Origin of the sequence: Pedobacter superstes (assembly GCF_037622515.1) — a bacterium.
Taxonomy (GTDB): domain Bacteria; phylum Bacteroidota; class Bacteroidia; order Sphingobacteriales; family Sphingobacteriaceae; genus Paradesertivirga; species Paradesertivirga superstes.
The window spans coordinates 140,183-160,936 of the sequence record NZ_JBBJCN010000001.1; the positions used below are offsets into that span (position 1 = coordinate 140,183).

21 protein-coding genes and 1 tRNA gene are annotated in these 20,754 nt (G+C 38.3%); 8 read left to right on the forward strand and 14 right to left on the reverse strand.

Annotated elements, in window-relative coordinates:
- Positions 1 to 32 precede the first annotated feature (32 nt).
- Genes WG906_RS00745 through WG906_RS00755 form a run of 3 tightly spaced genes read right to left on the reverse strand, consistent with a single transcriptional unit; the run spans position 33 to position 3,120 of the window.
- Complete coding sequence (locus WG906_RS00745; protein WP_339990599.1) at positions 33 to 1,088, reverse strand: oxygenase MpaB family protein; 1,056 nt, start codon at positions 1,086 to 1,088, stop codon at positions 33 to 35.
- 53 nt (positions 1,089 to 1,141) lie between these two features.
- Positions 1,142 to 2,470, reverse strand: coding sequence for an ABC1 kinase family protein (locus WG906_RS00750; protein ID WP_339990600.1), 1,329 nt, complete (start codon positions 2,468 to 2,470; stop codon positions 1,142 to 1,144).
- Positions 2,471 to 2,472: 2 nt separating this feature from the next.
- Complete coding sequence (locus WG906_RS00755; protein ID WP_339990601.1) at positions 2,473 to 3,120, reverse strand: TetR/AcrR family transcriptional regulator; 648 nt, start codon at positions 3,118 to 3,120, stop codon at positions 2,473 to 2,475.
- 244 nt (positions 3,121 to 3,364) lie between these two features.
- On the opposite strand from WG906_RS00755, the gene WG906_RS00760 reads away from it, so the two are divergent.
- On the forward strand, positions 3,365 to 4,162 hold the full coding sequence (locus WG906_RS00760; RefSeq protein WP_339990602.1) for an SDR family oxidoreductase: 798 nt from the start codon (positions 3,365 to 3,367) through the stop codon (positions 4,160 to 4,162).
- 25 nt (positions 4,163 to 4,187) lie between these two features.
- Here the strand turns inward: WG906_RS00760 and WG906_RS00765 are convergent, their stop codons facing one another.
- Entirely contained in the window at positions 4,188 to 5,162 is a 975-nt protein-coding gene (locus WG906_RS00765) for a GlxA family transcriptional regulator (RefSeq protein ID WP_339990603.1), read from the reverse strand.
- 363 nt (positions 5,163 to 5,525) lie between these two features.
- Here WG906_RS00765 and WG906_RS00770 point away from each other — a divergent pair, with 363 nt between their 5' ends.
- Positions 5,526 to 6,788, forward strand: coding sequence for a PAS domain-containing protein (locus WG906_RS00770; RefSeq protein ID WP_339990604.1), 1,263 nt, complete (start codon positions 5,526 to 5,528; stop codon positions 6,786 to 6,788).
- Positions 6,789 to 6,808: 20 nt separating this feature from the next.
- Here WG906_RS00770 and WG906_RS00775 read toward each other — a convergent pair whose 3' ends face one another.
- The 3 genes from WG906_RS00775 to WG906_RS00785 all read right to left on the reverse strand — a co-directional run bounded on the left by WG906_RS00775 (position 6,809) and on the right by WG906_RS00785 (position 8,976).
- On the reverse strand, positions 6,809 to 7,288 hold the full coding sequence (locus tag WG906_RS00775; protein ID WP_339990605.1) for a 3'-5' exonuclease: 480 nt from the start codon (positions 7,286 to 7,288) through the stop codon (positions 6,809 to 6,811).
- A gap of 252 nt (positions 7,289 to 7,540) precedes the next feature.
- A complete protein-coding gene (locus WG906_RS00780) occupies positions 7,541 to 8,638 on the reverse strand; it encodes a Fic family protein (protein ID WP_339990606.1) in 1,098 nt (365 codons plus the stop codon).
- Positions 8,639 to 8,724: 86 nt separating this feature from the next.
- On the reverse strand, positions 8,725 to 8,976 hold the full coding sequence (locus tag WG906_RS00785) for a hypothetical protein (RefSeq protein ID WP_339990607.1): 252 nt from the start codon (positions 8,974 to 8,976) through the stop codon (positions 8,725 to 8,727).
- A gap of 160 nt (positions 8,977 to 9,136) precedes the next feature.
- Between WG906_RS00785 and WG906_RS00790 the strand changes: the two genes are divergently transcribed.
- Complete coding sequence (locus tag WG906_RS00790; protein WP_339990608.1) at positions 9,137 to 9,883, forward strand: SRPBCC family protein; 747 nt, start codon at positions 9,137 to 9,139, stop codon at positions 9,881 to 9,883.
- 43 nt (positions 9,884 to 9,926) lie between these two features.
- Here WG906_RS00790 and WG906_RS00795 read toward each other — a convergent pair whose 3' ends face one another.
- Both WG906_RS00795 and WG906_RS00800 read right to left on the reverse strand, forming a co-directional pair.
- The gene (locus tag WG906_RS00795) at positions 9,927 to 10,406 is read right to left on the reverse strand and encodes a Dps family protein (protein ID WP_339990609.1); all 480 of its coding nucleotides are present in this window, start codon (positions 10,404 to 10,406) and stop codon (positions 9,927 to 9,929) included.
- Positions 10,407 to 10,534: 128 nt separating this feature from the next.
- Positions 10,535 to 11,890, reverse strand: a complete 1,356-nt coding sequence (locus WG906_RS00800) for an NfeD family protein (RefSeq protein ID WP_339990610.1) — start codon at positions 11,888 to 11,890, stop codon at positions 10,535 to 10,537.
- Positions 11,891 to 11,911: 21 nt separating this feature from the next.
- Between WG906_RS00800 and WG906_RS00805 the strand changes: the two genes are divergently transcribed.
- From WG906_RS00805 to WG906_RS00815, 3 genes are all read left to right on the forward strand, one after another.
- On the forward strand, positions 11,912 to 12,682 hold the full coding sequence (locus tag WG906_RS00805) for a DUF4905 domain-containing protein (protein ID WP_339990611.1): 771 nt from the start codon (positions 11,912 to 11,914) through the stop codon (positions 12,680 to 12,682).
- Positions 12,683 to 12,744: 62 nt separating this feature from the next.
- Positions 12,745 to 13,557 (forward strand): LysM peptidoglycan-binding domain-containing protein, encoded by an 813-nt coding sequence (locus tag WG906_RS00810; RefSeq protein ID WP_339990612.1) that lies wholly within the window; start codon positions 12,745 to 12,747, stop codon positions 13,555 to 13,557.
- A complete protein-coding gene (locus WG906_RS00815; protein ID WP_339990613.1) occupies positions 13,550 to 14,218 on the forward strand; it encodes a uridine kinase family protein in 669 nt (222 codons plus the stop codon). The genes WG906_RS00810 and WG906_RS00815 overlap by 8 nt, the downstream gene beginning before the upstream one ends.
- 167 nt (positions 14,219 to 14,385) lie before the next feature.
- Here the strand turns inward: WG906_RS00815 and WG906_RS00820 are convergent.
- Together WG906_RS00820 and rlmF are read right to left on the reverse strand one after the other, a co-directional pair.
- Positions 14,386 to 14,459 (reverse strand) — tRNA-Pro (locus tag WG906_RS00820).
- A 123-nt stretch (positions 14,460 to 14,582) separates the two neighbouring features.
- On the reverse strand, positions 14,583 to 15,539 hold the full coding sequence (rlmF, locus tag WG906_RS00825) for a 23S rRNA (adenine(1618)-N(6))-methyltransferase RlmF (protein WP_339990614.1): 957 nt from the start codon (positions 15,537 to 15,539) through the stop codon (positions 14,583 to 14,585).
- Positions 15,540 to 15,813: 274 nt separating this feature from the next.
- Between rlmF and WG906_RS00830 the strand changes: the two genes are divergently transcribed.
- The gene (locus WG906_RS00830; protein ID WP_339990615.1) at positions 15,814 to 17,496 is read left to right on the forward strand and encodes a T9SS type B sorting domain-containing protein; all 1,683 of its coding nucleotides are present in this window, start codon (positions 15,814 to 15,816) and stop codon (positions 17,494 to 17,496) included.
- The gene (locus WG906_RS00835) at positions 17,496 to 18,386 is read left to right on the forward strand and encodes a PorP/SprF family type IX secretion system membrane protein (RefSeq protein WP_339990616.1); all 891 of its coding nucleotides are present in this window, start codon (positions 17,496 to 17,498) and stop codon (positions 18,384 to 18,386) included. Before WG906_RS00830 ends, WG906_RS00835 begins: the two co-directional genes overlap by 1 nt.
- Positions 18,387 to 18,437: 51 nt before the next feature.
- On the opposite strand, the gene WG906_RS00840 is transcribed toward WG906_RS00835, so the two are convergent.
- From WG906_RS00840 to WG906_RS00850, 3 genes are all read right to left on the reverse strand, one after another.
- Complete coding sequence (locus tag WG906_RS00840) at positions 18,438 to 18,860, reverse strand: hypothetical protein (RefSeq protein WP_339990617.1); 423 nt, start codon at positions 18,858 to 18,860, stop codon at positions 18,438 to 18,440.
- A gap of 62 nt (positions 18,861 to 18,922) precedes the next feature.
- Entirely contained in the window at positions 18,923 to 20,224 is a 1,302-nt protein-coding gene (locus tag WG906_RS00845; protein ID WP_339990618.1) for a zinc dependent phospholipase C family protein, read from the reverse strand.
- Positions 20,225 to 20,407: 183 nt separating this feature from the next.
- Positions 20,408 to 20,584: a helix-turn-helix domain-containing protein gene (locus WG906_RS00850; RefSeq protein ID WP_339990619.1), complete on the reverse strand. Its 177-nt coding sequence runs from the start codon at positions 20,582 to 20,584 to the stop codon at positions 20,408 to 20,410.
- Positions 20,585 to 20,754 lie beyond the last annotated feature (170 nt).

Below are 20,754 nucleotides of genomic sequence, written 5' to 3' on the forward strand. Positions count from 1 at the left end.
AATAAAGGCAGAATGGGGTCTAATTTAATAAATTAACTAGTTGAACTCTGCTTTTTAAAACTCTGGTACTTCTGCTGGTAAAGAGTTTTAGCGGATGTTCCAAAGCTAAAATCAGGTAAATTACTGATGATTTTTAAAAAGTAGGGCAAGTATAAAACATCAGATGAAGGCGGCAGATCAAGAATATCCGACACTTTATCTTCAAGTAAGTAACGCATCAATTGCAAAGTATCTTTGGCGGATACTTTCTCTGGTGTAACACTATTAAAATAAGTCGTTAAGGCTTTGGTCAACTCCCGGCCCTGTAGTGAAGGTTTGAAATGTCTTTCGCGGATAGCGGATTCAAGAACATTAGCGGATTTGCCACTTTGGGGAATCAGATCTTCGTCCAGCCCTAAGAGAAAGCCTATTACGTTCCATAAATGAAGAAAGGAAAGCTGATCTTCATACGAAATACTCAAACCCAGTTTGCGCAGACCGCGTACAACAATTAGCGAAAAAGATAAATTGGTTCCGGCCATATCCTCCTGATTAACCGGGAAACCCAAATCATTATTCCATTGTCCGCTTTCTAATGTATAATAACGGGCAAGGGCATGGGTAAGTCTGATTTTCAGAATATTCGCAAAACCTTTACCATCCTCGTGAAAAGCATCGGGAGCCATCACATTCCAGATAAAATCTGCAGTATCCGAAAGACGTTTTCCGGCATCATTTGTTAATTTTTGCGACAGATATAAAACCATAGCGCCATCCGCTGCAGCATAACAGTATGGTAAGGATAATAATCCCAATAACTGCATCACTTTCTCAGCATGTCTAATAAAAAAGGAGGAGCCCTTTCGCATCAGTTTTTCATCTGCCCAGGCAGGCAAAACCATGCAGTTTTGAATGAATGATATCTGCCTGTAATCTGCAGGAAGTTGATTCAGTCCTGAATTCTGATCCAGCTGTTTTAACCAGGTATAGAAAAACAACCGGGAATCAGCATTGGAGAAACAATGGCGAATAAAAATTTCAGCCGCAGGATCACCTTTCAATCTTTTTTCTGAAAGAAATGAATCGGAAAATTGCTGAGAGTTGCTCATGGGACCATTTAATTTTCGATGAATCCTTTTTAAAACTTTCCAGGACAGAGGATCTACACCTCCAAATCTGCAGAATGAAAACGATAAGTATCCGTTCTCACAGTCGCATTTAAGTCATGAAGAATATTATACAAACCAAAGTTAGTACGATTGATATAAATAAAATGCTTTACGCCGCGGGCTTGCTTAAACTCGGGCATTTTTGAAATCATTTCGCCGTATCGGTAAATATTTTCAAAAAATTCCTTTTCACTAAAATCGAAAGTACTGCTGGTATACGGTTTGGCAAATAAGCCAATCATCTGCTTATACATCTCGTAATAAAATTCAACCTGTTTGGGAGAATCCTTTAACTGTATCATCTCCAATTCTCTGAAAGCCTGCAGCGTTTTTTCTTCATTATCAAAAAAGTTATTTTGAGTCAGAGAAAAGAAAGGATAATAAAAGTCGTCAGGTAATACTTTAATACATCCAAAATCAATTATGCCCAATTTACCTTCAGAAGTAATTAAAAAATTGCCCGGATGTGGATCTGCGTGTACCGCCCGTAACTCATGCTGCTGGAAATTGTAAAAATCCCATAAGGCCTGCCCTATTCGATTTCTGTCATCCTGTGACGGTTTAGTTTGCAAATATTCTTTCAAATGCATGCCTTCAAGCCAGTCCATAGTAATGGTGCGCTTACTCGAAAGTTCAGGATAATAGGTAGGAAAAACAATATTATCCAAACCAGAACAGGCCTCTGAAAATTCGATAGAACGTTTTACTTCCAATTCGTAATCCGTTTCTTCAAGCAACCGTTCCTCAACTTCACGCATATAAATATCGAGCTCCTTTTCGCTCATTCCCAATAAGCGGAAAGCAAAAGGTTTAATAAGCTTAAGATCAGAAGAAATAGAAACTCCGACGCCGGGATACTGAATTTTTACAGCGAGTTTTTTACCATTTAATTCTGCCTGATGCACTTGTCCGATTGAAGCTGCATTACTTGATTTTAAATTAAACTTATCGAAAACTTTTTCCGGAGGTTTTCCATAAAACTTACGAAACGTCTGTACAATAAGGGGGCCCGAAAGAGGCGGTGCATTGTATTGAGATTGCGAAAACTGACTTACGTAGGCTTTTGGCAGAATATTTTTATCCATACTTAACATTTGGGCAACCTTTAACGCACTACCTTTCAGTTTACTTAATGATTCATAAATATCAGCAGCATTATCTTCATTCAGTTCATCTTTGCTAAGGTTCGAATTAAACAGTTTTTTCGAATAATGTTTAACGTAATTACCCCCAATTTTGAAGCCGGTTTTTACAAATTGCGTAGAGCGCTCAACCTTACTGGTTGGTATACTGCTTTGTTCTGATACTTGTTTTTCGTCCATAATTAAAACGGCATTTTTATACCGGCATTCTTCGCCAGAAACTTTCCATATTCAAACAACTCATCAATGGGTGAACGCTGAAAAAGATTATAGGTAACATTAAGTCCTTTCTCTATCGCTTCATCTGTTTTTTCAAATCCTGCAGAGCTGTCTTTAAGCCAAAAATTGAGTACAAAAACAAACTGCATCCACAATGCATCTTTGTATTTATTTGCGAAAAACGGTCTGTCGATTAATTCTCCTGACTCGATACCTTCCTGAATAATTTGTACAGCAAAAGCTTCAAATTCCGCTTTTAATCCTACTAAAACCTTTCTGGTTCCAATTATCTTTTCAGAATGTTTTAAACTGAAAGAAGCAAAGCTGCGTTTACTTTTTAATAATTCAATAAAACTATAAAACAGGCTAAGCGCTTTTTCCCTTGAAGAATATTGATTCCATACTTCCTGGGCTTTCACTTCGGTTATGGTTGATACCATTAATCCCGCCCAAATCATTTCTTCAATGCTTTCAAACGAGCCGAAATGATTGTAAAACTCTTCTTCGGCAAGATCATTTTCTTTTGCGAAGATGTATACAGATTTAGGCTGCTCGCCATGAGTCAAAACGTATTGAATATAAGCTGCCTGAAGCTTCTCTTTGGTTTCCATATTAATTTTGAACGTTAGAAAAATAGTGAAATTGCATGTTGTGTATTCCCGACATTACACTTACGTTTTATTCTGATATGCAGATTTGACAAGAAGTTTTTGTCTTTTTTAAATATCGTTATTCATCTTACTATAATCGAATAACAGTCGTTAAAATCAGAAAAATGAGATATCTATGAAAAAACAAGTCTTCTTACCAAGCTTCCATGATCCATCTGTAAATTAGAATTATTAAGTTTGAACCATGTTGGATATACATACGATAAGTATTTTAGGCTGCGGCTGGTATGGCTTTGCTCTGGCCGAAAACCTGGTTAAGGCTGGGTATACTGTAAAAGGATCTTCAACATCTATTGATAAGTTTAAGAAACTGGAAGATGAGGGAATAAAACCCTATCAGGTGAAATTTGAATCTGATTCAGAAAGTTATCAGGATGATTTTTTTAAATCGGATTTACTGATCATAAGTATTCCGCCGAAACGCAGTTCTGGAGAAGCGGGACTATATCCTTCTAAGATACAACGAATCAAAGCAGCTATTCAAAAAGCAGGTGTGAAGCAAGTACTATTTATAAGCTCGACGGGTGTGTACGGCGACCATAACCAGGAGGTGGATGAGGATACAGAACCAAAGCCAGACAGTGAGTCGGGAAAAGCCATTTTAAGTGCTGAAAAGATTTTGAAAGATCAAAAGGACTTTGCTGTTACTATTCTTCGTTTCGGAGGGTTAATCGGGCCGGGAAGAGATCCGGCAAGGTTTTTTGCAGGCAAAAAGAATATCCCAAATGGAAAAGCCCCGGTTAATCTTATCCATCTGAAGGACTGCATTGGAGTAAGTAATGCTATAATTCAACGGAAAGCTTTCGGATATACATTTAACGCCTGCGCTGATACGCATCCTGAAAAAATGAAATTTTATACGCTGACTGCTCAAAAAAGCAGGCTTGAAATCCCCGAATTTATTGAGGAACTCAATGAATGGAAAATAGTGACCAGCCGCTATCTAGACAAGGTATTAGAGTATAAAACATCTTCTCTTTGACTGAGCAGATGAAAGATCCGCCCCCCTAGCTCAGATCCCGGTTATACTTTCCTTTATATTGCAAAGGCGACAAACCTGTAAATTTTTTAAAAGTAGTACGAAAAGCTTTATTATCTGTATACCCGACCTTATACATCACTTCGTTTACATTCTCGCGGGAGGATTCAAGGCTCATCTTAGCGGCTTCTATTTTCACCCTCTGAATATATTCTACGACCGTATTTGAAGTCGCTTTTTTAAATCTGCGTTCCAGGTTTCTCCGCCCCAGAGCAAACATAGATGCCAGCTGATCGACAGATATTTTCTCGTGGAAGTTCTGCTCTATAAAAGCCTGGGCCTTTTTCACCTCTTCATCTTCATGTCCTTTTTGTCCCTGAAATATCGTAAACGATAATTGATTGTCGCGTTCTACTTCGATGGCGAATACCTTAGCCGCAAGATTAGAAATCTCACGACCTGCGTATTTTTCTATCAAATATAAAATCAAGTTCAGGTAAGAAAAGGCCCCGCCGCTTGAATATATTCCCTTTTCGTCGGTAATAACTTTTTCGGTTACCAGGGTTACATCCGGAAACATATTTCTGAAAGCATTTTCTGCCATCCAGTGGGTAGCACATTTTCTTCCTGATAATAATCCGGTTGATGCCAGTAAAAAAGCACCAAGGCAGAGACTTGCAACTTCTGCACCTGACTTATAATGTTCAACAATCCATGGAATAAAGTCACGGTTATTCTCGATAGCCCCGGTAATCTCACCATCCAGAGCAGGGATAATGATCAGATCTGTTTTTTTCACATCACCTATGAGCAGATTTGCGTGAGCAGTAAATGACCCTCCGCTTAATGAAGTTTCTTTTGTCAGTCCCACTAATTGCACATCAAAAACGGGAGGAGCTCCCTTAGCTTTAAAAAACTCATTCACTTGTGAAAACAATTGGCGGGAACCTTCAAGACTGCCCAAAATAGCCCCTTTTGGAATCAGGATCGATATATGTTTCATCAGAATATAATTTATTTTTAATGGAGATGAAGCTATCATGAGCCTGCCCGAAAAACAGGCGGGCATATTTTTCACAGGTATTTATTTAGTAAGGTGTTCAAGAGAACGCTTCGCTAAGTTCATTTCTATTTGTGAGTGGTATGCTCATGATGGTTTCATTTAATAAAGGTAATGGATAGGCTAATCGCAAGCAAATTTCTAATTATATGATATAAAACGATTTACTTGTTTTTCGTAATCTTAACAGATGCACGGACTTTATAATTTAACAAGCTAAAAGAGGCAGCTTAAAAAAAACATTAAGTCGCACACCTATCTCAGTAACTTTTTTTCCCTTTTCCCGTAGAATTTGAACCCTTATTTATGATTTCAAACAGAATAAATATATCTTTTTTTAAAATTCCGTTAATTTATTTACTAGCAGGTTTATTGTGGATTTTAGTTGGAAATGAGCTCCTTTATAAATTAACAAGCGGCTTATCACGCGAGGCGCAGCTAAATTATCAAACATGGAAAGGGATTATTTTTATAGGTAGTACTACCATAATATTGATTCTGCTGCTTTATTATCAGCAAAAAAAACTCATCAACTCCGAAAAATATTATCGTTATCTTTTCGTCAACAACCCTAATCCCATGTGGGTATTTGATATCGAAACAAAAGAAATTATCAAAGTGAACGATGCCGCACTCGCAAAATATGGATATCAAAGGAGCGAGTTTCTCAATATGAACGTCTATGATATCCGGCCGCCGGAAGAACACGATTTACTGGATATAGCCATTGCAGAATATAAAGGAACGCACAGAACTTCAGGGAGATGGAGACACAGGAAAAAGTCCGGGGAAGAATTTAGCGTATCAATAATTTCAAATAAAGTTCGTTTTGGAAACCGAAATTGCATCATGGTTTTGGCAATTGATATTAGTGAAGCTGTAGAAAATGAAAGAAAACTTCAAAAAGCTATTTGCATTGAAAAGGAACTTAATAATGCGCTTGAAATCAATAACACCATTTTAGAAAAGGCATATCAGGAAAACCGGAGATTAGGTGATATTCTTGGGAAAATAAATAATATGGTGATCATTTTAGATAAAAATGGGTTAGTAACATGGGTTAATCAATCCTTTTTATTTTTCACAGGTTTTACTTTTGAAGAAATAGCTGGAAAATCTCCGTCTGAAATTTTATTCGGACCCAAATCGGATTTTTTAGTATTAAAAGAATTAGTCACCGCTATTCAGCAAGGCAAATTTTATACGGCTGACCTAGTGAATTACACTAAAGACAAAAGGGAATATTGGGTTGAAATAACAGTTTCACCCCTTTTTAATGAAAATGGGGAAGTTGACGGTATGATTTCTGTTGAAAATGTAATTACTGAACGAAAGGAAAAGGAAGAAAAAATCCAAAACCAAAACAGAGCTTTACGAGAAATAGCCTGGATAAGTTCTCATTGTTTCAGGCGCCCTGGAGCCTCGATACTTTCATTAACAGATATGCTTGAAACCGACGATGAGCAGGAAAGACTTGAGTATATAAATTTACTTAAAAGATCATCAGTTGAATTAGATGAAGCCACCCGTGAAATTTCAAAAAGAATCAATCATGTAGAAAATGCTTAGAGCGTTTCATCATGCCGGGGCTACAATTTATTATACCGCATAAACAATTGCGCACATGCCATAGCATCTGATAGGGCATCATGATGTTGAAGGTCGATACCATAGGTTCGGCAAAGCAGGTTTAACTTTTGTCCATACAATTTATACGTACAATGCGAATTAAAACCCGGAACCATCAACCGGTAGTAGGCTAAAGTCTGCTTTAAACAGCTTATATCAAAAGAACTATTATGTGCCACCAGATTTTGATTACAAATAAAGGGTTCGATCAGCGGCCATACCTGGTTAAAGGTCGGTGATGTCCGTGTCATCGCCGGAGTAATACCATGAACCTGGATATTATAATAGGAATAATAGTTATCGGGGGGTTTTACTAACAGCACTATTTTTTTCACAATCACTCCCTGTTCTACCCTGACCAAACCTACCTGACAAATACTGTTTCTTTTCCCCTGCGCCGTTTCAAAATCAATTGCCGTAAAGGTGTTCAATGTATTCATTTTTCTGGATCCGGTTTTATGTGTAAGCCTCAGATACCCGGGTACCGAAGTCCAGGCCAAGATAAACCAATTTATATTTGCAACAGAAATTAATTGGTAAATGATCGTTTTTTGAGACTAGTTCATCTTAGCCACTGTGCCTAAAGAAGGCGGATCAATATCAGCGAAGCACGAACTTTGATATTTGCACAAACATGATTTAACTACCGAAGCACCACTTTTGGGGTAGCTGTTGTGGACATCTGGCTTTCTTTAAAATTCTGTCAGTTCGTAGTTTGTGCTACGTCCGCCTTCTTGTTCTTGTTGCAAAATTCCTTTTTCTATTAAATCTTTTATATCACGCAAAGCTGTGTCAGGCGAACATTTGACTATCCTTGCCCACTTTGACGATTTTAATTTACCATCAAATCCATCTAATATTTTATTTACCATTATACGTTGACGATTATTTAAAGGAGTTTTCTCGTGTATTTTCCAAAATTCTACTTTACGTAAGATTTTTTGTAAAGTGGTCTCTGTTTCTAATAGAGCGTTTTTCAGGCATTTAAGAAACCAGTCTAACCATTCAGTAATGTCGCCACTGCTGTGTTGAACTTTTTGCAACACCTCATAATACTGTTTTCTCTCAGCAAGTATTTGACTAGACATACTATAGAATCGCTCCGGGCTATTTTCTGCCCGGGTAAGTAACAAATCTGTAATCGCCCTTGCTATTCTACCGTTACCATCGTCAAAAGGATGAATGATTATAAACCAAAAGTGGGCAATAGCTGCTTTCAAAACAGGGTCTAATTGAACTTCATGGTTAATCCAATTAAGAAATTTATCCATTTCAGCTTTCACCATCTGTGGGGCAACAGCTTCATAATGGATTTTTTCTTTCCCCATTGCTCCCGAAACTACCTGCATCTCACCCGTGCGATAACGTCCTACTTCTATTTTATACATACCGCTATATCCTGTCGGAAAAAGAGCAGATTGCCAGCCAAATAAGCGGTCATGTGTTAGTGGATTTAGATAGTTTTGGGTGGCATCAAGCATCATATCTACAACTCCTTCGACGTTTCTGTCAGCAGGAATTAGTCCTCCTACGTTTAATCCTAATCGCCTGGCAATAGAAGAACGAACTTGCTCATAGTTAAGCTGCTCACCTTCTATTTCCGAAGATTTTACTATGTCAAGTGTGAGCGTGGTAAGAGTAGCTTCTTCTTTTGTTGAAAAACCAAGAGTACTCATCTGTCCTGAGAGTTTTCCCTGCAAGTTGCGAACCTCACCAAATATGGCATTAATGGCAATATTACTCCAAGTAAAATTCGTCCAATCCTTATTTTGATAGATGTATTTTGCCACCGGTTTTAATTGTCTTGCGGCAAATATAAGGGTTAATCTCCGCAAAAATACGGCAAATGCAAGAATATCCTCCGCGACCGGAAGAATTATTGCAAACTCTCTTTACTGTAAATACTGTTATTGGCATCCTCAATAGTTATAAAAGTATAGGTATCCAGTATCTCTTCGAAAATATCGTCATCATCCCATACAGCAATTATATTCTTTTGAAGATTAAGCGTTAAGAATGCATTGATTGCAGCTAACCTTGCCGGCTCTACCGATGGAATGCCTGTATTAGACCTTCCAATCTGTACTGCTGTTGTTGTATCGTGTGAGATTAAGAATAATTGTTTCATGTGTAATTTAACCCATTATCGAAATTAACGACTGCATTTAATTTCCCTTCTGCTAAGCTAAACCTCAATTTTTTAAATGTGTTTTATGTTATAATTTAAAAAAAAACTCATAACTATTTCAAAAAAGCATTGTTATTTATCCATACCAATCTATGAAAATATGATGTTAGAAACATTAACAAACAAGGTAAACGAATCTTTAAAAGGATCCATCCTTGAACCTAAAAGCTTTGGAAATGTTAACACTACTGAACGCTTGCTATCAATAGCCGGAGGAACATTCCTTTTATATAAAGCCCTGAAACAAGTCTTCAGGCATCCTCTTATAGGCTTACAGGAAGCAGCAGTCAGCGGGGTTTTACTGTACCGCGGCGCAACAGGATTCTGTCCGGTGTATGATAGAATCGGGAAAGACAGCACCGATTTACAATCTATAAGTATTACCGAACGTTTTATTGTTGACAGGCCTCGTGAAGAAGTTTACAGCTTTTGGAGAAACCTGGAAAATCTTCCAAGATTTATGAAGCATCTTCATTCTGTAATTGAAATGGATGGCAAAAACTCAAAATGGAGTGCAAATATTCCGCACGATCTTTTGAAAATAAGCTGGAACGCAGAAATCACACGGGAAGAGCAAAACAGTTATATCGGCTGGCAATCAGTTGAAGGTTCTCTGATCGATAATGCTGGAAAAGTAGAATTCGCAGATGCCAAAAATGGATTAGGAACAGAATTAAACATCGAGATTAATTACTTCCCTCCGGCTGGAAACATTGGCCGGGGTATAGCGAAATTACTGAACGGGATTTTTGAAAAAATGGTTCGGGAAGATGTAACCAATTTTAAACACTATGTAGAGGGACAAGAATACCAAACGTATATCTCCTCTTCCCAGATAAACTCTTAAAAAAAGAGGATGTTCAAATTCGTGATCTGAACATCCTCTTTTTTTATTGCTTTCCAGAAAACGCTCTGAGCATCCAGGTATTTTTTTCCTTAAACTGCATAAAACGGTTAATCATATCATTGGTTCCGTCATCTCCGGCGGCTGAAGTGCTCTCCATTATTTCGCGTTCAATTTCAATAAGTGTGGAAAAATCGTCAAGCACTGCATTTACCAGGGCCATATCTTCTTTTCCAACCGTTTTTATTTCTTTTATTCGTGACGTGTTAATATATTCCTGATAGGTACTCATTGGCGATTTACCCAAGGTAAGAATACGTTCTGCCAGTTCATCAATAGATTCTATAGCATTGGTATATAATTCTTCAAATTTCACATGCAAAGTAAAAAAACTCTTTCCTTTAACGTTCCAATGGCAACCTCTTAATTTTTGATAATGGATATGGTAGTTGGCCAGTAATTCATTTAACTGATCAACAATTGGATTTACCTTTACTTCTTCAAGACCTATTTCTTCTGCTTTCATAATTTAATTTTTTCACTAAAATGTAATTGTTTTTTAACTGAGATGAAGCTATCATGAGTTTTTATTCATTGCGTTTGTGTGCAAACTCATGATGGCTTCATTAGAAACCAGCAATAGGTTTGAATGTTTTAGACCCCCTTCTTCCTTACAAAAACATTATAATTTTCCTGCTTCTCAATAGTGACCTCTTTTCCCTTTTCAATAAAGCCATCCAAGGCGACTGCATCGTAATAATTTCCCTCGATTTCAATTTTCCCCGACGGTCGCATATCCGTGCTGGCAACACCGGTTTTTTTCAGTAAATCTAATTTTTGTTTGCCGCTGACATATCCTAATCCCGAACGTTGTTCATCCTGTAAAACCAGGCGTTGAAAAGCAGCCGATTTTAATAAAGACCGGCCGAAAATTACGGATAATACGATAGACAGAATCATTGAGCCCAAAACCAAAACAAATGCACTGCTTACTTTTTCAGTACCTGTAATTGTAAAATCGAAAAAATCGTTCATAACTAAACTTAAGGCTAAACCTGCAATAACACATAATATTCCGAGTATTCCGGCAACACCAAAACCCGGAATCACAAACACTTCCAATGCTAAAAGCACTAATCCAATAATAAATAGACCAATTTCCCAATGCGCTGCCAGGCCTTCGGCATACAGGGGTGCAAAATAGAGCAAGGCAGCAACTACAGAAACCAGTAAGGGGAAACCAATTCCCGGACTCTGCATTTCGAAATAGATACCGCCCATAATCAATAAAATCAGCACACCGCTTATAGCCGGATTCATCAAAAATCCTATTAACCGGTCCATAGAACTTACAACATGCTGCTGTAATTCGTAATTGGAAATATTCTCGGCCTTCAGTACTTCCTCAATACTTGCGGCTTCTGCTTCACAATAACCAACTTTTATAGCTTCTTTACTCGTTAATGTAAGCACCTTCCCTTTTTCAATTATATTCGGAATGGCTATATCCGGATCCACAAAAGCTTCAGCGATTTTAGGATCGCGTCCTTTTGCTTCGGCTGTTGCACGCATTAAGCCCCGCATATACGACTGATATTTCTCGGGCATAATCTCACCCTGGGGGTTTACAACGCTGGCCGCACCAATCCCCGCACCGCTTTTCATATAAATTTTATCACAAGCCAATGCAATTAATGCTCCTGCTGAAGCTGCATTATTATCAATATATACAATGGTTTTTATGGGAGAGTTGAGCAACTTTGTACGTATAGAATCAGCATAATCCACCATTCCGCCATAGGTATTCATTCTTATTAACATTACAGAAGCTTTTGATTCTGCAGCGGCATCAAAAGCTCTTTTGGTTAAACGCCAAGCAGCAGGACCAATCTCCTCTTTCATATCGAAGGTATAAACCTTTGTTTTTTGCTGGGAATATGCTGGCGATTGAAAAAGAACTGCTAATACGAACAGACCTATAAACCTTAAATGATTTAAATATTGATTCATAAAATAGGTTAATTTTGAAAGATGTCTACAGTGGATAAATATACATTAAAACCATCGCTGAGCGAAACATTCAAATCAATAATCTGGAAGATTGAAACAGACGATACCGATTCAATTATCGCATTGGAAACAAGAAATCCGGCAGACCGCACCTCACATTTCTCTGCATATAACTTCGTTACAGGTGAATGTCTTTTCAAGGAAATAACAGTTGAAGATAGCTGGAACTGGGGCCTTGATAAGGTACATAAGGGAATTGTATTCCTTCATAGTTATGTTCACGAAAGCAACCCTGAGCATAAAGGTATCATCGCGATAAACGGGGAAGGAAATATAGCCTGGCAGCAGTTTAATAAAACTCTGTATGAGGTAACAAATAAGGGCTTACTGGTCTATAATCCAAAAATACAACCGAAAATCTTTGAACTGATATCAGCTTCCGACGGCTCTTCATGCCCCGAAAAAGAGCTAGAAGCAAAGCCTGTGGACAGAACTGTTATCGTCCCCGAAATTATAAGCGATGTTTCCTTTCTGAACCATCTGCTTCCGCAAAACTATATCGGACCGGTTTTTTACAAAGAGTATAATCATAAATCTATCCTGGTATATCACATAAAGTCAGGAAGTTTATTCAATCAGCAACTCGCTGTCTATCAGGGGGGGAATTTAATATTAGAAGATAATTTAGCCATGGATATACAGAAACTTAATCCCGAGGCGTTCTTTATCGACCGTGATCATATGTTCTGCATACGTAATAACAAAAAACAGTTTGTATCGTATTTAGTATAATTGCACGCTTATTTAACAAAAGGGACACACAACACATGCGATTTTTCTTTGCAATTTTTTGCGTGATATCACTATTTTCATCCAGCGCAATAGCCGCCAGTACCAGAGACTCTATAGGAGTTGAAAATCAAAACGGCACTCTCATCATCCTTCATAAAGTAGAAAGAAGAGAAACCTATTATTCCATCGGAAGATTATATAACATTTCTCCTCTAACGATTATTCAGATAAACAATAATGTTTCGCTTAAACCAGGAATAACAATAAAGGTACCTACCCAAAGGCATTTTAAAGCATCTTCGAAATCAGCAAAAAGCTCCTATGCAAATTCGAATGATGGCAATATTGTAGAATACAAAGTTGGACGAAAAGAGAATTTATATTCTATAGCAAAACGATTTAACACCACAGTTGAAGATATTAAACAGCTAAATAAATTGGGTGGCGATAATTTGTCTATCGGGCAGATTATAAAGGTGCGCCAGGGAAATCCGGGCAGTGCTCCGGCTGTTGCAGCTCCGATTCCTGAGCCTATAACCGAAACGGAACCTGAGCCTGAAAGACCTAAAATCCCTTCGGGTCGTTTAGGTGTATCCGAACGTTCTGAACGTGGGGTTGCAGTATGGATAGCTGATGACAACCTCGACGGTTCGAAAATGCTGGCCTTACACAGAACTGCTCCCGTAGGCACTGTAATTAAAGTAACCAATCCGATGACCGACCGGGTAACTTATGCAAAAGTAGTTGGAAAGTTCACTGAAAATGAGTCGACAAGGGACGTCATTATTGTTCTGACTAAAGCTACAGCAGATTTATTAGGCGCTTTAGACAAGCGGTTCCTGGTAACATTAGATTACGGTATGCCGAATGAATAAACCTTTTGTAATTGGAATTGCAGGCGGAAGCGGATCCGGAAAAACCTTTTTTCTGAATTGTTTTTTAACTCATTTTGATAAAAGCCAGGTTTGCCTTGTTTCACAAGACGATTATTACAAGCCAAAATCAGAACAACCCATTGATGAAAACGGATGGATAAATTTCGATCTTCCGCAGTGTATTGATGATCTTAAACTGTTTGATGATTTAAAGGCTTTAATATCTGGTGAAACAATACAAAAGAAAGAATATACCTTCAATGTCAATGAAGAAAAAGCCCGCACTTTAACTATACATTCCGCTCCTGTTATCCTTGTTGAGGGACTATTTATCTTTCATTTCAAAGAAATAGCTTCTCTTCTTGATATGCGTATTTTCATGGATGCTGAAGAAGAGATTACCCTAAACCGCAGACTTAAAAGAGATATTGCAAAACGCGGATACAGCCATGACATGATTCTGTACCAATGGGAAAATCATGTTTTACCAGCCTACAGATCTTATCTTTTACCCTATAAAGAAACAGCCCATAAACTGATAATGAATAATAGTCACGTTGCTGAGGATATTCTGGCTGTATCAAAGGAACTTACAAATGAACTTTTAAATAAGATCTTAATTGGTTCGAGTGATGACTTTCGACTAAATTCATCGGAGTAAGCCATTGTTAAACTATAAGGATTAGCTAATAAATCAAATGTGCTTTTACGCCGGCACGCAAAAGTGGTGATTCCGAACGGTCTATTTCACCCTTTATCTATAAAATACACTCACAAACTAACAGACCAATAAGGAAGTTATTGAATCGTACCGGTCATTTTGTTTTGTCGGGATGGCGGGATTCGAACCCACGACCTCCAGCACCCCATGCTGGCGCGATACCGGGCTACGCTACATCCCGAAGGTTATTATTTTGCAAATATAAATCCCGGAAAGGAATCTTACAAGAAGATCTGGTATCAAATGTATAATCTTTGGACACATTCTCAGGTAATCCTAAGCGGGTTCGAAACTTCCTATTAAATCAACCTGCGTTCACTTTTCCTTTATTTCGTTCAGCATCATCATGAAAGGTCCATGCCAGTACCCGGCTCGACTTTTGACCCTGAGACATGTTAATGGTCTGGACTGCGGCAGCATTTACTTTTTTTAATACCCGGTAACATCCTGACAGCGTTTCTTTCTTTGAAATCAGCGAAGTAAACCATAAGCTCGACTTACTAAACTGAACACTTTCTTCAATCATTCCGGATACAAACCGCTCCTCACCGCCTTGGCACCAGAGCTCATTATTCTGCCCGCCAAAATTAAGTTTAGATCCCGCTGCCGACTTTTCAAGGTTTTTCCATTTACGTTCCGTTCCGGCTGTTGCTTCTTTTAAAGAGGTATGAAACGGCGGATTACAGATCGTTAAATCAAAACTTTCTCCGGGTTTAATAAGTCCGCTAAAAATATGACGGGCGGAACTTTGTTTTCTGATCGTAATTAAATCTGATAAAGAATTCGCAGCTATAATATTTTGAGCAGAACGGATTGCCACAGGATCAATATCTGATCCCACAAAACTCCATCCGTACTCACGGGTTCCGATCAAAGGGTATATACAGTTTGCCCCTACCCCAATATCCAGCACTTTTACCATTTTACCCATCGGAATTGTGCCTTCATTTACAGAAGCCAGCAGATCTGCCATGTAATGAATATAATCAGCTCTTCCGGGAACAGGCGGACATAAATATCCTTCCGGAATATCCCAAAGCTTAATATTATAGAAATTGTATAACAAGGCTCTATTAAGCGTTTTTACTGCTTCGGGATTTTTAAAGTCAATAGAAAATTGCTGATATTCGTTTTCCGAAACATATTGAGATAAGTCGGAACAACTTTTTATCAGTTGAGGAAAATCGTACCTAAGCCTGTGCTTATTCCGCGGATGCAGATTTTCTTTTTCTTTTGGGATAGATTTTATATTGGCCGACATTTATAGGATCTCTGTAAATCATCTCAAATTTACTGATCATCTCTGGATTTCATTTTGAATACGCCTTTTTATTTCTAAACCTTTTTCATTTCCCGCTTTCGTCGAAAATATATATAACCTAATTATTCATTTCTCCGTTTACAGATCAAAAGCAGTTCTGATACTTAAAAGATCAGTTTTATAATCTGTTGATATGTCATGCCGATTAAACTTTATTTCAAATACTTACCCATAAGTTAATTCATTAAAGTTAACGCGGGTTCATTATTACTGAATGAAAAAACTTTTATTATATAGTCTTTTATTTTTATCAGGTGAAGTTTTTGCAAGTATTGAAACAATACCCGCCGGAGCATTTATTATCAATCTGGGAATCTCACCGCAAACCCAGGGAAATGGGCTGAAACCTTACGGAATGGTATATGATCTTTTACAGAACTTCAGTGTTCCGGTAAAATGGGTCATCAACCCTTTAAAAAGTAAGGATGGTATCGACTTTACTTATAATAATACGGCATATAGGTCCGGATCGTTTATTATTCTTGCTCAATACAGAACGACCGAGGTAAACCAGGCGATCGACACCTGGAAAATTAAAGGAGTGATCGGCGAAGACACCAATACCCAACTATCAGTTGATGTATTTGCTACATTAACCTATGCACCTAAATGGACAATTGATAAATTTAGCGGCACCTTGGTAAGCCCCTTCTTTGTAAACGCAGACATTCCGGCTTCGGCCTATGGAGGGGCCACTCAATCATCATGGAAAAACCCTTCGCAACTTACTCAATGTGATGATATTTTCATTTTACCTCATGCCGATCCGACCTGGACATCTCACCAAAACCTCTTAACCTGGAATAAAGATTTCAAAGGTGCTATATGGTCCGGATGCCATGCTGTAAGCGTTATGGAAAATATTGTAAGTCCTGATGGATTAAGCAAAATGAATTTCCTTACTACAAATGGCATGGTAAATTATTTTAGCCATGGTAACGGGACTTCACCTTTTAATTACAATTTTCCGGCTGATCCTGTAATGCAGTTTATAAATGAACTTGACGATGCGGCCATCACTGGTTCGGAATCCATTTACCTCCCGAAAGCAGGCGGATGGAGGCCCGGCGCAAAACTAAGCGTAGTTGACCCCGATCATTCTCAGGTTCCCGGACTCTCTCCGGGCCCGGCAGCGGTTGTAGCTTATGGTTATGGTTTTGATGATCCTAACAGAGGACTTGTTATGTACCAGGGCGGACATTTTCATAATGGAGGCTTTGGCGGGGGCTTTAATGGAACACCCTTTAACGGGGACCATGTAGCCTTGCAGAGAGCGTTTTTTAACTTCTCCTTTTTAGCGGTTGTTGACAGGCAAACAAAAAATGTTTCAGCCCAGCTAAGCGCAGCTCCTTCTATGTCGCCAGGTGCAAGTTATCCTGTAAGTTTTACCATTCCGGCTAATATTAATATCTCCGATTATGAGGTTCGCTGGGCAGCTTCTACAGGCACAATTGCTCCGGGAAGCGATGCCAAAAGTATCATATATACTCCGTCAACGGATCCTTCTGTCAGAATCGCCCTGATCACTTTATTTTTAAAAGATGCCTGCGGAAGAGAATTTTTCACCACGCAAAACATCCGAATCTCTGATGGGGATGATCAGCTTGTGGTTGCCAGGCTAATTTCTGCCAATGGGGATGGCAGGGGTCATGATTATCTTTATATAAAGAATATTGATCGTTATCCCGATAATGAAATCCAGATCTTTAACCGCTGGGGTATTAAGGTATTTGAGATGAAAAATTACGATAATACTATCCGCTCTTTTAAAGGAACGGCTAATCGCAAAGCAAATGCTGAGGAAGTGATTGAAGGTGTATATTATTACATTTTAAAGTATAAAGATGAGATGAATGAGGACAGACAATTGAAGGACTACTTTATACTAAAAAGATAATGAAGAACGTCCTTTTTATTTTAATCCAAACCCTGGCTTTAAATGTTTTTTCTCAGCAAAAAGCCATGTTTTCGCAATACATGTTTAATCCGCTGATCATCAATCCTGCTTATCCGGCAGTAGACGAATCCATGAATATCACCACTGTGGTGAGGCAGCAATGGGTAGGCTTTAATGGCGCACCGAATACCCAGACGATTTCAGTACATTCTCCACTTGGCTCTTCAAATACTTTTATGGGCTTTACTGCTTTCAGAGATCACATCGGTGAAGCACTTACAGAGACCGGAGCTTTTTTCACTCTTGCTCAACGATTAAAACTGAGCAACAAAACGTATCTCTCGTTTGGTGTTAATGGAGGGCTATCTCAATATTCAGAGACCTACAGTAGCATTGGCAGTTCCGTGGATATGCCTGATGATCCCACGTTTATGGACCAAAACGATACTCGTTTTAATTTCGGAGCGGGAATTATGCTTTTTTCAGACAAATTTTATGCGGGTTTATCATCCCCGTTTCTATATACTTTAGATGTTAATAATAACCATTCTCCGTTTTTCACACTTCAGAGCGGCTATATAATTAAAACCGGGGATGACCTGTTGATAAAACCAAACATACTTGGAAAATATATTTCAGGTTCACCGTTTCAGCTGGATCTTAACGTAAACTTTCTGCTAAAAGAAACAGTAGGCTTCGGAATATCTTACCGGTCAATGGATTCACTGGATTTTCTTGCAGAAATCTTTCTTTCCAGGAAAGTAAGTCTTGGCTACTCCTATGATTACAGTACTACAAGGCTAGCTCGTGCTCACAGTGGTTCTCATGAAATTATGCTCAATGTCCGACTTCCGGTCGCGGGTCATGGATTTACAGGCTGCTATTTCTGAGCCCATCCCCTTCATTGTTATCCGTTTAACGCTATAAATTAGCGAACATCATCAACCAACCTGAGCATACTCCGGTTCATTTACATCAGTATACGTGGCCAGACCCAATTCCTCTGCATATTTACAATTTTCCGGATGACCAGGTGAGAAGAAAACTGGCATATCAAATCCTAGCTGAATATAATATTGAGTGATAAAATTCTGAACAGGCAAGTTATTTGCAACTTGCTTAATACTTTCAGTCAGCATCCTTAATGGCTTCAAAACCAATTTTATATCATAGATTTCAAAATCATCATATAATGGAATCCAACGGCTTTGATTATCTATGCTTAACTGAATAGAATATTCTTTTACACCCGTCAGCACTCCCATCTGTTTCTCTGAATAACCGTCACGGGAAATTAAAACAACATTTTGACCGATATACCTGGTATATACTTTTAGTCTTTCTGAAATACTAAGATTCGTCATAACAATTGAATGACAACAAATATAATGCTAAATTTATTAGCATTATAAATTATTGCAAATTGTTACAAGCCTTTGCCAGCGTCCTTAACCGAAGCATTTTGGAGAAGAGACAAAGCTTCGGAAATCTCCTGGTACCTTTTTAAACATTTTTTATTTACCGGAGCTGCTTTAGGTTTGCCATAAAAAGAAATAAGATGACTCTTTAAGTGAGAAGTCATGTGCTCAAATTTTTCATCTTTTAACTTTAATAAATAAGCATCATAATTCTGATCGGCAATAAAATATTCACCTGGGGTTGTCTCTTTACCAGTATCTAATGTGCGGTTGGCTAAAGTTAAACGTTGCGAATGAAGGGTGTTTAGCGCTACTGAATAATGACTCAAAGAAGCTTCGAAGCTTTTTACAAATAATTGTTCGGTTTCGGGATTGAGCTGTTTAAACTTTGTTTTAGATAAAGGGCCTAGTTTGGGCATAATGGGAAGCAGAAAAGAAACTATTGTTGGAACAATACCAGCTTTCTCATGATCGCGACCGAACTCATGATAATAGGTCCTGTTTTTCATTCGGTAAGAGAAACTGCGGCTGGTTGCTTTGGGATCAATCTTTTTTATGTCTGATCGTTTATTCACCCAGGCGGCTTTCACAATGGTGGGCAACAAACTTTTAACACTCCACCTGAAGGCGCCAATTGCCACAGTCATACTACCGAAAATATCGTTCAGATCCAGACCATAGGTTCTAAAGAAGGCCCTTTCAATTACTTTTCTTGAGACGTTAAATCCGATAAAATCGTGATAAGCTTTTGAGGCATAATTCTCGCGGGCCGTTTGCATCACGTCGAACGCAAACTCCACCCGGGAGTGCGACTTTTTATGATCTGCATAGGTTACTACAGGGCCAAACTGCTCCTTAATTTTAGGATAAAGTAAGGGTACAGAAACATTCGTTGCTATAGAATGTCCGTAATTATCAGCCATATAATGCGCCAGAGCCCCCAAGGCGAAGGCGTATTCATTCAGGTCCCGGGCTTCCTCAATCAGTGCGACAGTAAAATCGCCGCTGCGTATATTATGCACTAAATTTGTAAACACCTTGCTCCCAAAAGGGTAATACCCAATGTCGGGAATAATGGATCCTCCATAAGCGTAGGAATGTGCTTCAAGTAGCTGTTCGGATGTAGAAGCGGGATATTTCTTAAGAAGCAAAGGCTCAATCGCAACCTTCCAGCTGGCGTCGATGATTGCTTCATGCGTAAGCACCGAATAGCCATTTGACTCTATAGGATAGTGCAGTAAAAATAAAAGAAGTATTAGAAGGAGCTTTTTACCAAGCATTTGTTTTCTCTTCAGTAATGAATAAATCATTCAATGACAATTAAATTTTAATAACCTGAAAGAGCGTTTTTGGGATAAGGTTTATTGGCTTGCGCAATATATAGTATAATATCAAAACTGGGGAATTAGTTTTGATTCTCATGGTTTATAGTTTTTAGTAAGCTCTATATACTCTGTAAAATCCTAATATTGATACCCATGGGCTACCTGAGTTTAATTAAGGCCGAGGGTATCTAACTTACAAAGTGCTCTGAGCGAAGGTACAGATCCATCATTCTCAATTTGCAGAACTTCACTTTCTTCAATTTCAAGAAATTGAGCAAACTCGGTTGTAGTACAACCTAAATTTCTTCTGATCGTCTTAAATATTATACTGAAATAGGTTTCCATAATTAAGAGATATAATTACAAGTACGGCATCTGAATTCAGATGGTTGCCCGACAAAAAATAATTGTGAGAAATTTTTCAATTATGAGATTTTTTTTCACATGTAGCATTTCGAATCAGCCTCCTGCAGAATCCCAATGAAAGTTTCTACCTCATTCTCCTTTTCGCGGAG

Bases quoted from the DNA above. Each gene is read 5' to 3' on its own strand.
- WG906_RS00845 (WP_339990618.1), bottom strand. From the start codon at position 20,224: ATGATTTATTCATTACTGAAGAGAAAACAAATGCTTGGTAAAAAGCTC.
- WG906_RS00835 (WP_339990616.1), top strand. From the start codon at position 17,496: ATGAAGAACGTCCTTTTTATTTTAATCCAAACCCTGGCTTTAAATGTT.
- WG906_RS00760 (WP_339990602.1), top strand. From the start codon at position 3,365: ATGTTGGATATACATACGATAAGTATTTTAGGCTGCGGCTGGTATGGC.
- WG906_RS00840 (WP_339990617.1), bottom strand. From the start codon at position 18,860: ATGACGAATCTTAGTATTTCAGAAAGACTAAAAGTATATACCAGGTAT.
- WG906_RS00830 (WP_339990615.1), top strand. From the start codon at position 15,814: ATGAAAAAACTTTTATTATATAGTCTTTTATTTTTATCAGGTGAAGTT.
- WG906_RS00745 (WP_339990599.1), bottom strand. From the start codon at position 1,088: ATGAGCAACTCTCAGCAATTTTCCGATTCATTTCTTTCAGAAAAAAGA.
- WG906_RS00765 (WP_339990603.1), bottom strand. From the start codon at position 5,162: ATGAAACATATATCGATCCTGATTCCAAAAGGGGCTATTTTGGGCAGT.
- WG906_RS00790 (WP_339990608.1), top strand. From the start codon at position 9,137: ATGATGTTAGAAACATTAACAAACAAGGTAAACGAATCTTTAAAAGGA.
- WG906_RS00770 (WP_339990604.1), top strand. From the start codon at position 5,526: ATGATTTCAAACAGAATAAATATATCTTTTTTTAAAATTCCGTTAATT.
- WG906_RS00795 (WP_339990609.1), bottom strand. From the start codon at position 10,406: ATGAAAGCAGAAGAAATAGGTCTTGAAGAAGTAAAGGTAAATCCAATT.
- WG906_RS00755 (WP_339990601.1), bottom strand. From the start codon at position 3,120: ATGGAAACCAAAGAGAAGCTTCAGGCAGCTTATATTCAATACGTTTTG.
- WG906_RS00805 (WP_339990611.1), top strand. From the start codon at position 11,912: ATGTCTACAGTGGATAAATATACATTAAAACCATCGCTGAGCGAAACA.
- WG906_RS00775 (WP_339990605.1), bottom strand. From the start codon at position 7,288: ATGAATACATTGAACACCTTTACGGCAATTGATTTTGAAACGGCGCAG.
- WG906_RS00800 (WP_339990610.1), bottom strand. From the start codon at position 11,890: ATGAATCAATATTTAAATCATTTAAGGTTTATAGGTCTGTTCGTATTA.
- WG906_RS00750 (WP_339990600.1), bottom strand. From the start codon at position 2,470: ATGGACGAAAAACAAGTATCAGAACAAAGCAGTATACCAACCAGTAAG.
- WG906_RS00785 (WP_339990607.1), bottom strand. From the start codon at position 8,976: ATGAAACAATTATTCTTAATCTCACACGATACAACAACAGCAGTACAG.
- rlmF (WP_339990614.1), bottom strand. From the start codon at position 15,539: ATGTCGGCCAATATAAAATCTATCCCAAAAGAAAAAGAAAATCTGCAT.
- WG906_RS00850 (WP_339990619.1), bottom strand. From the start codon at position 20,584: ATGGAAACCTATTTCAGTATAATATTTAAGACGATCAGAAGAAATTTA.
- WG906_RS00815 (WP_339990613.1), top strand. From the start codon at position 13,550: ATGAATAAACCTTTTGTAATTGGAATTGCAGGCGGAAGCGGATCCGGA.